This window comes from Streptacidiphilus jeojiense (assembly GCF_000719095.1).
Classification (GTDB): Bacteria; Actinomycetota; Actinomycetes; order Streptomycetales; family Streptomycetaceae; genus Streptacidiphilus; species Streptacidiphilus jeojiensis.
Map to the genome: position 1 here is coordinate 277,568 of NZ_JOEH01000016.1, position 13,211 is coordinate 290,778.

Annotated in this window: 15 protein-coding genes and 1 pseudogene; 7 read left to right on the plus strand and 9 right to left on the minus strand. The window is 71.3% G+C overall.

The window, feature by feature from the left end:
- Positions 1–132 precede the first annotated feature (132 nt).
- The 3 genes from IF29_RS0122210 to IF29_RS0122220 form a co-directional block, all read right to left on the minus strand.
- Positions 133–2,790 (minus strand): SpoIIE family protein phosphatase, encoded by a 2,658-nt coding sequence (locus IF29_RS0122210; RefSeq protein ID WP_051725663.1) that lies wholly within the window; start codon positions 2,788–2,790, stop codon positions 133–135.
- Positions 2,791–2,939: 149 nt separating this feature from the next.
- Positions 2,940–3,347, minus strand: a complete 408-nt coding sequence (locus IF29_RS0122215; RefSeq protein ID WP_030257762.1) for a (deoxy)nucleoside triphosphate pyrophosphohydrolase — start codon at positions 3,345–3,347, stop codon at positions 2,940–2,942.
- A gap of 63 nt (positions 3,348–3,410) precedes the next feature.
- Positions 3,411–5,105, minus strand: coding sequence for a purine-cytosine permease family protein (locus tag IF29_RS0122220; protein WP_030257763.1), 1,695 nt, complete (start codon positions 5,103–5,105; stop codon positions 3,411–3,413).
- A gap of 235 nt (positions 5,106–5,340) precedes the next feature.
- Between IF29_RS0122220 and IF29_RS42290 the strand changes: the two genes are divergently transcribed.
- Positions 5,341–6,477, plus strand: coding sequence for a hypothetical protein (locus IF29_RS42290; RefSeq protein WP_037596057.1), 1,137 nt, complete (start codon positions 5,341–5,343; stop codon positions 6,475–6,477).
- Between the two features lie 22 nt (positions 6,478–6,499).
- On the opposite strand, the gene IF29_RS0122230 is transcribed toward IF29_RS42290, so the two are convergent.
- Positions 6,500–6,868 (minus strand): VOC family protein, encoded by a 369-nt coding sequence (locus IF29_RS0122230; protein ID WP_030257766.1) that lies wholly within the window; start codon positions 6,866–6,868, stop codon positions 6,500–6,502.
- A 182-nt stretch (positions 6,869–7,050) separates the two neighbouring features.
- Between IF29_RS0122230 and IF29_RS0122235 the strand changes: the two genes are divergently transcribed.
- Entirely contained in the window at positions 7,051–7,236 is a 186-nt protein-coding gene (locus IF29_RS0122235; protein ID WP_030257769.1) for an antitoxin, read from the plus strand.
- Positions 7,237–7,338: 102 nt separating this feature from the next.
- Here the strand turns inward: IF29_RS0122235 and IF29_RS0122240 are convergent, their stop codons facing one another.
- Entirely contained in the window at positions 7,339–8,160 is an 822-nt protein-coding gene (locus IF29_RS0122240; RefSeq protein WP_051725665.1) for an SDR family NAD(P)-dependent oxidoreductase, read from the minus strand.
- An 82-nt stretch (positions 8,161–8,242) separates the two neighbouring features.
- Between IF29_RS0122240 and IF29_RS0122245 the strand changes: the two genes are divergently transcribed.
- A complete protein-coding gene (locus IF29_RS0122245) occupies positions 8,243–8,686 on the plus strand; it encodes a MarR family winged helix-turn-helix transcriptional regulator (protein WP_030257775.1) in 444 nt (147 codons plus the stop codon).
- A gap of 19 nt (positions 8,687–8,705) precedes the next feature.
- A pseudogene (locus IF29_RS45165) lies at positions 8,706–8,843 on the plus strand (Txe/YoeB family addiction module toxin); the annotation flags it as partial.
- Here the strand turns inward: IF29_RS45165 and IF29_RS0122250 are convergent.
- Together IF29_RS0122250 and IF29_RS0122255 are read right to left on the minus strand one after the other, a co-directional pair.
- A complete protein-coding gene (locus tag IF29_RS0122250) occupies positions 8,815–9,078 on the minus strand; it encodes a Txe/YoeB family addiction module toxin (protein ID WP_030257777.1) in 264 nt (87 codons plus the stop codon). The pseudogene IF29_RS45165 and the gene IF29_RS0122250 overlap by 29 nt on opposite strands.
- Positions 9,075–9,347 (minus strand): type II toxin-antitoxin system Phd/YefM family antitoxin, encoded by a 273-nt coding sequence (locus IF29_RS0122255; protein WP_030257780.1) that lies wholly within the window; start codon positions 9,345–9,347, stop codon positions 9,075–9,077. Before IF29_RS0122255 ends, IF29_RS0122250 begins: the two co-directional genes overlap by 4 nt.
- Before the next feature lie 230 nt (positions 9,348–9,577).
- On the opposite strand from IF29_RS0122255, the gene IF29_RS0122260 reads away from it, so the two are divergent.
- On the plus strand, positions 9,578–9,850 hold the full coding sequence (locus IF29_RS0122260; RefSeq protein WP_030257783.1) for a hypothetical protein: 273 nt from the start codon (positions 9,578–9,580) through the stop codon (positions 9,848–9,850).
- A complete protein-coding gene (locus tag IF29_RS0122265; protein WP_051725667.1) occupies positions 9,835–10,419 on the plus strand; it encodes a GNAT family N-acetyltransferase in 585 nt (194 codons plus the stop codon). Before IF29_RS0122260 ends, IF29_RS0122265 begins: the two co-directional genes overlap by 16 nt.
- Positions 10,420–10,557: 138 nt before the next feature.
- Here IF29_RS0122265 and ychF read toward each other — a convergent pair whose 3' ends face one another.
- On the minus strand, positions 10,558–11,631 hold the full coding sequence (gene ychF / locus IF29_RS0122270; RefSeq protein WP_030257789.1) for a redox-regulated ATPase YchF: 1,074 nt from the start codon (positions 11,629–11,631) through the stop codon (positions 10,558–10,560).
- Positions 11,632–11,814: 183 nt separating this feature from the next.
- On the opposite strand from ychF, the gene IF29_RS0122275 reads away from it, so the two are divergent.
- A complete protein-coding gene (locus tag IF29_RS0122275) occupies positions 11,815–12,378 on the plus strand; it encodes a DUF6542 domain-containing protein (protein WP_084714761.1) in 564 nt (187 codons plus the stop codon).
- Positions 12,379–12,458: 80 nt separating this feature from the next.
- Here the strand turns inward: IF29_RS0122275 and ppgK are convergent, their stop codons facing one another.
- A complete protein-coding gene (gene ppgK / locus IF29_RS0122280) occupies positions 12,459–13,199 on the minus strand; it encodes a polyphosphate--glucose phosphotransferase (protein WP_030257795.1) in 741 nt (246 codons plus the stop codon).
- Positions 13,200–13,211 lie beyond the last annotated feature (12 nt).

Below are 13,211 nucleotides of genomic sequence, written 5' to 3' on the forward strand. Positions count from 1 at the left end.
CCGGGGCGGCGGCACACGTCCCAGGACTACACAACATCAAATCGAGGTAAGGAATTGCCAAATCTGTCCCAGCCGGCTCACCTCCGTCACAGGATCCGACCCTGACCCGGCAGAGGAACGGAACCCTACGCCTCAGCCACCCGGAACGGGAGGGTCTGCGGGCAGCGCCTGCTCGAACCAGACCACCTTGCCGGTCCCCTCCGCCCTGGTGCCCCAGCGGTCCGCGAGCCGGTGCACCAGCTGCAGCCCGCGGCCGCCCTCGTCGGTGCCGGCCGAGTCGCGCTCCAGCGGCGGGTCGGCCAACGGGTCGGAGACCTCCACCAGCAGCGTCCGGCCGCGGCTGAGCCGCAGCCCGATCGGCGCCTCCGCGTAGCGGACCGAGTTGGTGACCAGTTCGCTGACCAGCAGCTGCGCGGTGTCGAGCAGCGGCAGCAGGCCCCAGTCCAGCAGTGTGGACCGGACCAGCCGGCGGGCCCGCGAGGCGGCGGTGGGTTCGGCGGCCAGGGTCCAGGCCACCGTGAGCGGCGACGGGTCGGGGGCGCCTGCCGGGGCGCCGCCCGCGGAGCCGCTGCTACCGAGCCTTGCCAGCAGCAGGGCCACGTCGTCCGGTTCCTGCCCGCGCTGCAGGGTGCCGACGACCCGGTCGCACAGCTCCTCGACCGAGGCGTGCGGGCCCTCCAGGACCGTGCTCAACCGCGCGGTGCCGACGTCGATGTCCTCGGTGCGCGACTCGACCAGGCCGTCGGTGTAGAGCACCAGCAGGGTCCCCTCGGCCACGGTCAGCTCCACCGAGGCGAAGGGCACCCCGCCCACCCCCAGCGGGGTGCCCGACGGCAGGTCCAGGACCTGCGCCGGCTCGCCCGCCGGGATCAGCAGCGGTGGGGTGTGCCCGGCCTTGGCCAGCACCAGCCGCCGGCTCGCCGGGTCGTACACCGCGTAGACGCAGGTCGCGATGAGCGCCTCCTCCGGCCCCTGGGCCAGGTCGTCGGCCAGGTCGTGGACGTGCTGGAGCAGCGTCGCCGGCGGCAGGTCGAGGCCGGCCAGGGTGCGCACGGCGGTGCGCAGCCGCCCCATCGTCGCCGCCGCGCGCAGACCGTGGCCCATCACGTCCCCGACCACCAGGGCGACCCGGCCGGCCGGCAGCGGGATCACGTCGAACCAGTCGCCGCCCACCTCGGTGCCGCTGCTGCCGGGGACGTAGCGGTGCGCGATCTCCACCCCGGGCAGCTGCGGCACGGACTGCGGCAGCAGGCTGCGCTGCAGCATCAGCGCCGCGGCGCGCTCGCGGGCGTAGAGCCTGGCGTTGTCGATGGAGGAACCCGCGCGGTCGGCCAGCTCGCCGGCGAAAGCCAGTTCGTCGCGGTCGAAGCCCTCGCGCCGGCCGGCCCGGCTGAGCACCAGCAGCCCGAGCACGATGCCGCGCGCCCGCAGCGGCACCACCAGCATCGAGTGCACCCCGAGCTCGTAGGCGGCCCGCAGCCGGGGGTCGTCCGGGACCGTGGTGTCCTCCAGCAGCACCGGGGATTCCAGCTGTTCGGCGATGCCGCTGCGCAGCACCCGGGCGAACATCGACCCCTCACCCATGGTGACGGGCTCCCCGGGGGTCATCATCGCGTCGGCGAGCGGGCCGGGCTCGGCGGCCGCGGTTCCGCTCATCACCAGCGGGGTGAGCCGGGTGTGCGGGGGGTGCGGCAGGTCGTCGCCGTCGGCGACGGCCCGGAGCAGCACCACCCCGGCGAAGTCGGCCAGCGCCGGGACCAGGGCGGACGCCAGCTCCTGGGCGATCCGGACCGGGTCCAGCAGGTCCCCGATCCTGGAGCCCAGCTCGTTGAGCAGGGCGAGCCGGCGCCGGGCGTGCTCGACCTTGGCGACCGCGCGGTAGCGGTCGGTGACATCCATGATCATCCCGGTGACGCCGAGCACCCGTCCGGTGCGGTCGTGCAGCCGGGAGTAGGAGATGGAGCGGAACCCGGGCTTGCGCGGGTCGGGCCCGGCCACGGTCAGGTCGATCACCGGTTCGCCGGTGGCCAGCACCTGCCGCTGGATCGCGCTGACCTCGTCCGCGGCCCGCTCCGGCAGGGTCTCCCCGGTGGTCCGGCCCAGGTGGTCGGCGATCGGCAGGCCGTTCATCCGGGCCAGGGTGGAGTTGACCCGGACGTAGCGCAACTGCCGGTCGAACACCGCGATGCCCAGCGGCGACTGTTCGAACAGGGCGTCCTGGAGCGCGAGGTCGCGCTCGACCGAACCGAGCTTGCCCGCGTCGGCGAGCCGCGCCAGCACGAAGGGGACGCCCTCCCCGTCCACCAGCAGCGAGAGCCGCGCGTCCAGGGCCACCTTCTCGTTGTCGCTGTTGCGGACCATCGCGGGGCCGCGCCAGCCGCCGTCGCGGACCACCGCCGCGATCACCTCGCGGCCGCGCCGCAGCAGTTCCGGATCGCCCCCCAGCAGTGCCTCCAGACCGCGTCCGACCAGGGTCTCGCTGGGCCAGCCGAGGAGTTCCTCGGCCGCGGGGCTCCACAGCACGAACCGGCCGGAGGTGTCCATCATCACGATGGCCACCCGGACCATGTCCAGCACGCTGCCGCCGCGCGGGCCGTTCGGGACCGCGGGGTCGGCGGCCGTCGGGTAGGGGGCCGCCGGGCGGGCGCGCAGCTGGGTGGGGGTCTCCGGCTGGTCCGTCCGGGTGGACCGGGGGGACGCGTACGGGGCCTCCGACCGTGCGGCGACGGCCCGGCGGCGCAGTCGGGCATGGGCTGCTGCGCTGCTGGGCCTGCGCCGTGGCTCCCTCACGTGGTCCCCGTCCGGGTAGGGTCGCGGGCCACTCCTCGATGGTGACCGAATACGGGCATACCCTTTCAAACCTCTGCGTACCCCGCCGTTCGGGTCACATGGCGCCGTCGCGGCGCCGCCCCGGCGCCGTCGCGGTCAGCCGGCCTCGGTCAGGCGGCCTCGGTCAGCCTCCGGGACACCTCGGGGAGGGCGAAGCGGTCCTGGTCCAGCCAGTCCACCTGGTCCAGCTCGGCGGCGGAGAGCCAGCGGAGCTCGGAGTGGTCCTGCAGCGGGGCAGGGGTGCCGGCCAGCAGCTCGGCGGTCCAGATGTGCAGCTCCAGGCCGGCCCGGACCGGCCAGGCGCCGGGGATCCGCTCCAGCGCCCTGGCCTCGATCCCGAGCTCCTCGCGCAGCTCGCGCACCAGCGCCTGGGCCGGGGTCTCCCCCGGCTCGGCCTTGCCGCCGGGGAACTCCCAGCGCCCGGCGGTCTCGGCGGGCGCGCTGCGCCTGGCCGCGAGCACCCGGCCCCGGTGCAGCAGCGCCCCGCCGACGACGATCCGCGTCTCCCTGGTGGTCATGGGGCAGAACTCTACGGCCGCCCAGGGCAGCAGGGTCGGGACGGCACCGTCAGGACTGCACGGTCAGGACTGCACGGTCGGCATCCCCAGCAGCACCGGCCCCTCGGCCCGGGCCGCCCTGGTGCAGCTGTCGTGGCAGTCGGCGTCCAGACTGCAGCAGAGCGAGCAGATGGTGCCCTCGTGGTGCGGGCAGTCCGCGGTGTCCGGCAGCTCGTAGGCGCCCTCGCAGACCACGCAGGTACGGGTCTCGACGACCGCCCCCGGCTCCACGCTCCGCTCCGCCGCCAGCGCGTCCGGGTTGGCCCGGGCCAGGTAGTAGCGGCCCCCGGTGGCCCAGGCGATCAGCGGACTGCAGGCCATCGCCAGGACCAGCGCAATGAACGGCGAGAACGCCTTGGCGTAGCTGCCGAGTTGGCCGTAGAAGGCGACGATGGAGACGGCCGCGGCGATGCACATGGCGCCAAAGCCGACCGGGTTCACCGCGTACAGGTAGGCGCGCTTGAACTCGATGTACTTGGGGCTCAGGCCGAGCGGCTTGTTGATCACCAGGTCGGCGGTGACCGCACCGATCCAGGCGATGGCCACGTTGGAGTAGAAGCCGAGCAGGGTGTTGAGGGCACTGAACATGTTCAGCTCCATCAGCAGCAGCGAGATGCCGCAGTTGAGGAAGATGTACCAGACCCGGCCCGGGTGACGGTGGGTCAGCCGGGAGAAGAAGTTGGACCAGGACAGCGACCCCGAGTAGGCGTTGGTCGAGTTGATCTTCACCTGGGAGACGATCACGAACAGCCCGGCGAGCGGCAGGGCGGCCGCACCGAACCAGGGCCGCAACGCCTCCACGTACGGCGCGATGGGCTCCAGCGCCTTGGTGTTGCCGACCACTCCCAGCGCGCTGAAGGCCAGCAGCGCGCCGCCGAGCTGCTTGGCCGCGCCGATGACCACCCAGCCCGGGCCGGCCGCGAGCACGGCGAAGTTCCAGCGGCGCGAGTTGGCGGCGGTCTTCTGCGGCATGAAGCGCAGGTAGTCGGCCTGCTCGCCGATCTGCGCGATCAGCGACAGGGCGATACCGGTGCCCAGGCCGAAGCCCATGACCGTGAAGCCGGAACCGACCCCGTGGACCCCGCCGAAGTGGGTGAACGCCGAGAAGGTGTGCGGGCTGTGGACGGCCAGGATCACGAACGGCAGGATCAGGCCGACGATCCACAGCGGCTGGGTCCAGGCCTGCATCCTGGCGATCCAGGCCATCCCCTTGAACACGATCGGGATGACGATCAGCGTGGTCAGCAGGTAGCCGACCGGCATCGGGATGTGCAGCACCTGATGGAAGGCCTGCGCCATGATGGAGCCCTCAAGGGCGAAGAAGATGAAGGTGAAGCTGGCGTAGACGAGCGAGGTCAGCGTGGAGCCGAAGTAGCCGAAACCGGAGCCCCGGGTCAGCAGGTCCATGTCCACGCCGTTGGCCGCGCAGGCGCGGGCGATGGGGATCCCGGTGAGGAAGATGACCGCGGCCGCGGCCAGGATCGCGGCCAGGGCGTTGGTGAACCCGTACGACATGACGATGCCGGCGCCGATGGCGTAGTCCGCGAGGTAGGCGATGCCGCCGAGGGCGGTGGTCGCCACCGCCAGCGGCGACCAGCGGCGGAAGGAGTGCGGCGCGTAGCGGAGCGAGTAGTCCTCCAGCGACTCGTCGGCGGCGGACTTGGCGTAGGACCTGCGGGGAGCGTCAGGCTCGGTGGCGGTTGCTGCGGTGTCGGTCATCACGGCTCCTGGTGAGTGTCGGCGTCGTGGTGTCGCTCGGGTACTGCCGTGGCCGACACGCTAGGTAACGCGTGTAAAGCGGGGAGTGCACAGGGCGTTTCCAGTACGTGACAGGAACCGGTCATGAACGTCCGGGAAAGGACTCCCGGTGCGGACCCGGATTGAGCTGTGCGCGTACACACCTGCGGGCGCCGCCCCGGAGATGGCGCAATGGAAGCACAGGAAGGAGCCACCGATGTCCGAGCCCCAGCCCGTTCCGCTCCCCCGCGCCGACCAGGTCGACCTGCGCCCGCCCGACCGTGCCGAGACGGTGCGCATCATCCGCGGCCTCAAGGGCGCCCTGTCGGGCGCGGGCGGACTGACCGAGCTTCAGAAACTGCTGCTGCGGGCGGTGTCCCGGTCGATGACCGGCTTCGAGGTCGATCCCGACACCGTCGAACCGCTCGACGCCCGCGGCCTGGCCGAGGCCCTGGCCGCGCGCAACGAGATCTTCCGCACCCGGGTGCTGCAGCTGATGCTGCTCGGCGAGCTGGTGCTGAACCCGCCGCCGGAGGACGTGTGCGTGGCGATCGGCGGGTACGCCCAGGCGCTGGGGGTGGACGACGGGATGCGCGAGGTCGCCAAGGACTACGCCGAGGGCGCCCTGGGCCTGGCCCTGACCGACTTCGAGCGCAACGGCTACACCGCCGGCTGGGACGCCGACCGCTCCACCCAACTGCACGCCCGCAGCGCCCTCACCGAGCCCTGGCAGCAGGTGGCGGACGACCCGGAGCTCGCCGCCCGCTGGGCCGCGCTGGCCCACTGCCCCGAGGGCTCGCTGGGGCTGGGGGTGCACCGCTTCTACCGGGCCAGGGGGTTCGTCCACCCGGGCCTGCCGGACAGCGCACCCCCGTACCTCGCCCAGCACGACTGGGTGCACGTGGTGGCCGACTACGGCACCACCCTGGAGTCCGAGTTGGAGGTCTTCGGCCTGATCGGCCGGGGTATCCCGGACCCGCGCGGCTTCTCACTGCTGGCGATGGTGCTCGGCCTGTTCGAGACCGGGCTGCTGGCACGCGCCGCCGGGCTGTTCGAGGCCGACGCGGGCCACCTCTCCCGCGAGGGGGTGGCCCTGCGCCTCGGCGACGCGATGCGCCGGGGCGCGGTCACCGGGACCGATCTGCTCGGCATCGACTGGTTCGACCTGGCGGACCTGCCGGTCGAACGGGTCCGGCGCGATCTGGGCCTGCCGGAGAAGGATCCGCTGGCGGTCCGGGCCGGCTCGGTCGGCCCCTGGAGCCCCGGCGGCATCTCCCCCTTCCAGCGCGGCTCCGGGATGAAGCTCGCCGCCGCGGAGGGACGCCGCTACGACTCCTACGGCGCGGATCTCTGAACCGTCGGACGCCCACGCCCCTCTAGGCGCCTTCCGGCTCCGGCGCGGTGTCCTTGGCGAAGCAGCAGAACTCGTTGCCCTCCGGGTCGGCCAGGACGTCCCACTCGATGTCGCCGCCGATCGGGCGGACCAGGGTGGCGCCGAGGGCGACCAGCTCGTCGGTGCTGCCGACGACGTCCAGGTGCATCCGGTTCTTCAGCGACTTGGCCTCGGGCACCGGATTGACCCAGATCAGCGGACCCGCGCCGGACGGGTCCTCGATCGGGATGGAGCCGCCGTCGTCGGGCCCGTCCCAACGGCGCCGGTACCCCATCGCCGTGCACCACCAGTCGGCCAGCGCGGGGGCGTCGTTGGCGTCCAGGCACAGGTCCTTGAAACGTGCTGTGGGCATCGCTTACCTCCGGGTCCGAGGGCCGACCCGCCCCGCCGGGGCGCAGTCCTGTCGAGGCTAGCGACGGACCGGCCGGACGGCACCGCGATTTTCCGGCGGCCAGGGGCGCCGGGCGCTGGAGATGCGGACTGCGCGCCGGGCACTGATGCTGGTGGGGTCAGTAATCCGTGAGGAGGACCGTCATGTCCGTGCTCGACAAGATCAAGGGTGCGCTCAAGGGTCACGAAGCCCAGGCGAATCAGGCCGTCGACAAGGCCGGCGACATGATCGACCAGAAGACCGGCAACAAGTTCCAGAGCCAGGTCGACATGGTCCAGGACCAGGCCAAGAAGCAGATCGGCGAGACACCCCCGACCGACGGCTCCTGACCGCGTTGGCCACCCCTGGCCACTGCTGATCCCGTCCGCCCCACCGCCCGCCCGGCATCCCAGCCGGACGGGCGGTGGCGCGCGCTCCGATCGGTTCCCGGCTCAACCGCCCATCGGGCGCCGGATCCGGTTGCCCGCCAGCTGGCCGCCGTCGATCGGGATCAGGGTGCCGGTGATGAACGAGGCCTGCTCGGAACAGAGCCAGACCACGGTGGCGGCCACCTCGTCGACGCGGCCGATGCGGCCCATCGGCACCGCCATCGCGGCTCCGCGCCGGGCCTCGGGGCCGGCCGCCTCCAGGTGGTGGGTCAGGATCGGGCCGGGCGCCACCGCATTGACGCGTACGCCCTGGTCGGCGTAGTCGAGCGCGGCGACCTTGGTCAGCCCGATGATCCCGGCCTTGGCCGCGCTGTAGGCGGCCAGCCCGGAGACGCCATGGGTGCCGGCGGTCGACGCCATGTTGACCACCGCGCCGCCGCCGGCCGCGAGCATGGCCGGGATCTGGTACTTCATGCCCAGGAAGGTGCCGCGGATGTTGGTCCGGATGCCGCGGTCGAAGTCGTCCGGGTCGATCTCGGCCAGCGGGGCCGGGCGCGGTCCGTCGGTGGCGTTGTTGAAGGCGGCGTCGAGCCTCCCGTAGGCGTCCACCGCCCGCCGCACCAGGTCGGCGCTCGACTCGGCGTCGCCGACGTCCGTGCGCACGGCGAGCGCCCGGCCGCCCTCGGCGCGGATCTCCTTGGCCAGCGCCTCGATCGCGTCGCCGTCCCGCGCCCCGAGCACGACGGCGGCCCCGGCCCGCGCGAACGCCAGCGCGGTGGCCGCGCCGATGCCCTTGCTGGCCCCGGCGACCAACGCGACCGCGCCGTCGAGAGGGCGACCGGTCCAACTGGTTCCGGTGCTGCTGCTGGTACTGGTGCCGGTCATGGCGGTACTCCGCTCCTCGCAGTCCGTTAGATACCTCATCATTAGATATCTAACGGTTAGAAGTCAATGCTAAAGTCGGCCCATGAGCACCCCGCCGATCCCCTTCCGCACGCCCGTCGGCCTCCGGCTGGCAGCGACCGCGAAGGCGGTCAGCCGCGCCTTCGACGAGGAGATGGCCGCCGCCGGGGGCTCGATGGCGATCTGGCAGGTGCTGATCGCGGTCAAGAGCCGGCAGACCGGCAACCAGCGCGAACTCGCCGCGTCCATGGGCATCCAGGGGGCCACCCTCACCCACCACCTCAACGGCATGGAGAAGTCCGGCCTGGTCACCCGCGCCCGCAACCCGGAGAACCGCCGCGTCCACGCGGTGGAACTCACCCCGGCCGGCGAGGAGCTCTTCCTCCGGCTCCGCGAGGTCGCCTTCGGCTTCGACCACCGCCTCCGCGACGGCCTCACCGACGAGGACCTGACCCGCTTCGAGCACACCCTCGCCCGCCTCGCCGCCAACGCCACCCCGGAGCACTGAGCCCCGGCACTGCCGCGTGTTCGTCGGGATCGGTAAGCCCGAACCGCTGAAGTAGCACTTGCCCGGCGCGTGGTCACGCCGGATCGACGACGAGCACCGACTCGTCCACCTCGTCACGGACCGGGAAATCAGTCGCTGTAGTGGTAGCGGGCCTTGAGGATCTTCACTTCTTTGTCGTCAGCCCGATATACAAGCCGGTGTTCATCGTCGATTCGGCGCGACCAGTAGCCGGACAGATCCCCCTTGAGCGGTTCAGGCTTACCCGCGCCGGTGAACGGATCCCGCTGGATCTCCCCGATCAGGCGTGTGATCCGCTTGGCCTTCTTTCTGTCCGCACCGAGCCAGAAGAGGAAGTCCTCCCAGGCGCCCGGGTCGAAGTGGACGCTCCTCACGCATCACCAGCCAGAGCTTCCAACTCAGCCATCGTCTTGGTGACGACCGTGTACCCCGCCTTGTCCCGAGCGACGGCCTCCATGAGGCGCCGGGCGTTGGCCGGCGACCGCAGGAGATAGATCGTCTCCTGCCACGAGTCGAAATCCTCGGCAGACATGAGCACGACGTCGCCCGCCTTGGATGAAATCCGCACCGGCGCATGGTCGTCATTGACCTGCTGTATGAGGGGGAACAGCCGAGAACGGGCCTCGCTGGCACTGATCGTCATGCACGCCACCTCCAGTATTGTACTTGTTTACGGTACCACTCTCGTACCTAAATCTCGTACCGAATGTAGATCACGCACCACACCCCGGCCGACCTCAGCGATCGGCGCAGTGGCCATCATGATCGAATGGTCGCTATTGCCTCTGCAGCCGCCGCCCTTGCGGGAGGCCCGGCTTGACCGGCCCAGCTCGAAACGTCGAGTACCCACCAGCATGAGGAAGCAGGTCCGCAATGGAAATCAGGCGGTTCGTTCCGGTTGAGGCGTCCGAAGCCGAGTTCGCCGGCTTTCACGAGCTGACTCTGGCGTCCATAGCGGTCGACCGCCCCGACGCCCCCGTGCCGTCCCGCGAGGCGGTCGTCGCGGACCTGCTGGAGCCGGTCACGGGTCCGGGGCCGTCACTGTTCTGGACCGCGCACCGGAGCGGCCGCCTGGCCGGGGTGGCGGACGTGCACCTGCCCGAGGCCGAGAACGGTCACATCGCCGCCGGGTGCTGCAGCGGCTGATGATCGCCGACGTCGATCCCGGGCTGTGGGAGGTCCAGGCGCCGAGCGGCTACCACTTGGAGCAGTGGCTCGCAGCGGCGCCGGCATCGCTGGTGGACTCCTTCGCCCGGGCGCGCGGCGCCATCCACGACGCACCCGTGGGCACATCGAGCTACTCCACTCCCCGGTGGGACGCCAAGCTGGTGCGCGAGGAGGAGCGGGACTGGGCCGCGCGAGGCTTCGAGTACTTCGTCGCGGCCGCCTGCGACGAAGGCGGACAGGTCGTCGGGCTGACGGAGTTGGTGCGCCATCCGAACCAGCCGGGCGACGGATGGCAGCAGTACACCGCCGTCTTGCCGGAGCACCGCGGCAGGGGGCTCGGGCGGTTCGCCAAAGCAGCGATGATGCGCCGGCTCGTGGCGGAACGCCCGCAGATGGTGTGGATCAGCACCTCGACCGGGGCCGAGAACACCCACATGATCGAGGTGAACCTCCGGCTCGGCTACACCACCGTCCGCACCGTGGTCGTGGTCGAGGCCGGGCTGGACGCCCTGGAGACCCGACTGCGGCAGGACCGTACCCCACGATGATGATGCCCGGGTCCGACCGGGCGTCATCTTATCCAGCACATATCCAGCATGGGTGGTGGAACGGGGCCGTTGGCATATGCGCAAACCCCGCCCCACCTGCAGATCGGCGAACTGCACCAACCCGTGACAGAGCGGGCGCTACACGTTGAAGCGGAACTCGACGACGTCGCCGTCTTGCATGACGTAGTCCTTGCCCTCGATGCGGGACTTGCCCTTGGCGCGGGCCTCGGGGATGGAGCCGCACTCGACCAGGTCGTCGTAGGAGACGATCTCGGCCTTGATGAAGCCCTTCTGGAAGTCGGTGTGGATGACGCCCGCGGCCTCCGGGGCAGTGGCGCCCTTCTTGATGGTCCAGGCGCGGACCTCCTTGGGACCCGCGGTGAGGTAGGTCTGCAGGCCCAGGGTCTCGAAGCCGACCCGGCCGAGGGTGGCCATGCCGGCCTCCTCCTGGCCCATGGACTGGAGCAGCTCCAGGGCCTCGTCCTCGTCCATGCCGATCAGCTCGGACTCGATCTTGGCGTTGAGGAAGATGGCCTCGGCGGGGGCCACCAGGGCGCGCTGGGCCTCCTTGAAGTCCTCGTCGGTCAGCTCGTCCTCGTCCACGTTGAAGACGTAGAGGAAGGGCTTGACGGTCAGCAGGTGCAGCTCGCGGACCGAGTCGCGGTCGAAGCCGGACTCGAAGAGGGTCTTCCCGGAGTTCAGCACCGCCTGGGCCGCCTCGGCGGCCTTGAGCAGGGTCGCCGACTCCTTCTTGAGGCGGGACTCCTTCTGCAGCCGCGGCAGCACCTTCTCAATGGACTGCAGGTCCGCCAGGATCAGCTCGGTGTTGATGGTCTCGATGTCGTCCTTGGGCGAGACCTTGCCGTCGACGTGCACCACGTCCGGGTCCTCGAAGGCGCGGATGACCTGGCAGATCGCGTCGGACTCGCGGATGTTCGCCAGGAATTTGTTGCCCAGGCCCTCGCCGACGCTGGCGCCGCGGACGATGCCGGCGATGTCCACGAAGTCCACCGTCGCCGGGAGGATCCGCTGCGATCCGAAGATCTTCGCCAGCACCGCGAGGCGCGGGTCCGGGACGCCGACGACGCCGACATTGGGCTCGATCGTCGCGAACGGGTAGTTGGCCGCCAGCACGTCGTTCTTGGTCAGGGCGTTGAAGAGCGTGGACTTGCCGACGTTCGGCAGGCCCACGATTCCGATCGAAAGCGACATGTGGCGAGATCCTGGTGGAGGAGGCAGCCCGGAGGCGACGAGAGGACAAGGGGTCGGTGCCCCAGTCTACGGAGGTTCGCGGGGACGTTAGGCACAGTGGGTGACGGTGACGCGGCACCGGCGTGTCCGTCACAGGGAGTGGCGTTCATCCGACCGTACGTTGGACTCGTGGAGTACCGACGCATGTCTGACGCACGCACCACCGACCGCCCCGGGAGCGCAGCAGTCCCCGGGCGGGCCGCCGCCGTGCCCGGACCGGCACGCTCCCACGACCCCGAGGCCGGCCCCGGGCCGCGTACCCCCGAACAGCGGGGCGGCGGCGCCCGTCGGCCCGCCGCGCGGCCCGCGCAGCGGGCGGGTGCCGGACCGCGGACCCCGCACCGGCTCACCGCGGTGGGCGGCGCCGTGGTCACCCTCGGTGCGACCTTCCTGGGCGGGGCGCTGGACTTCTGGCTGTTCGGCGGCTCCGGCATCGTGATGGGGCTCGCCTATGTCGCCGCCTGCTTCCAGGTCGCGGTGCGGGTACGCCCTGCGGATCTGGCGGTCGCCCCGATCAGCGGGCCGATCGCGTTCGCGATCACCCTGTTGGTGCTGGGCGGTGGGCCCGGCGGGTTCGTCGGACGGATCGTCAGCCTGGCCACCGGGCTGGCCCTGCAGGCGGGGTGGTTGTTCACCGGCACCGCGATCTCTGCGGTGATCGCGTTGGCCCGGCATATCGCTCTCGGCAGGGCCCGCCGTCGGGGCTGACGTACTGTTTTTCGGCTGCGGACCGTAAGTGGCTGATCGCGCAGTTCCCCGCGCCCCTGGGGGCACGGGGAACGGACCGGTCAGCCCAGCTTCGAGGCGGCCATCGCCGCGCCGACGATCCCCGCATCGTTCTGCAGCTGCGCCGGCACGATCTCCGCGCGCAGCGGCTTGAGCAGGGGCAGGAACTTGTCGGCCTTGCGGCTCACCCCGCCGCCGATGATGATCAGCTGCGGTGAGAACAGCTGCTCCACCATGGCGAAGTAGTCGTCGAGCCGCTCCGCCCAGTGCGCCCAGCTCCAGTCGTGCTCCTCCTTGGCCGCCGAGGAGGCGTGCTTCTCCGCGTCCTTGCCGTGCAGCTCCAGGTGGCCCAGCTCGGTGTTGGGCACCAGCGCGCCGTCGATGAACAGCGCGCTGCCGATGCCGGTGCCCAGGGTGAGCAGCAACACCACGCCCTTGCGGTCCTTGCCCGCGCCGTAGGCGACCTCGGCCATGCCGGCCGCGTCGGCGTCGTTGACCACGGCCACCGGCAGGCCGAGAGCCTCCGAGAACAGCGCCCTGGCGTCCAGGTCGATCCAACCCTTGTCGACATTGGCGGCGGTACGGGTGTGCCCGTCCACCACCACGCCGGGGAAGGTCAGACCGACCGGGCCCTGCCAGTCGAAGTGGCGGACCACTTCCTGAACCGCACCGACCACCGCCTTCGGCTCGGACGGGTGCGGGGTGAGCACTTTGTGCCGTTCCTGGGCGAGGGCGCCCCGATCCAGGTCGGCGGGCGCCCCCTTGATGCCCGAGCCGCCGATGTCCACACCGAAGACGTTCACGTCGAGAATCCC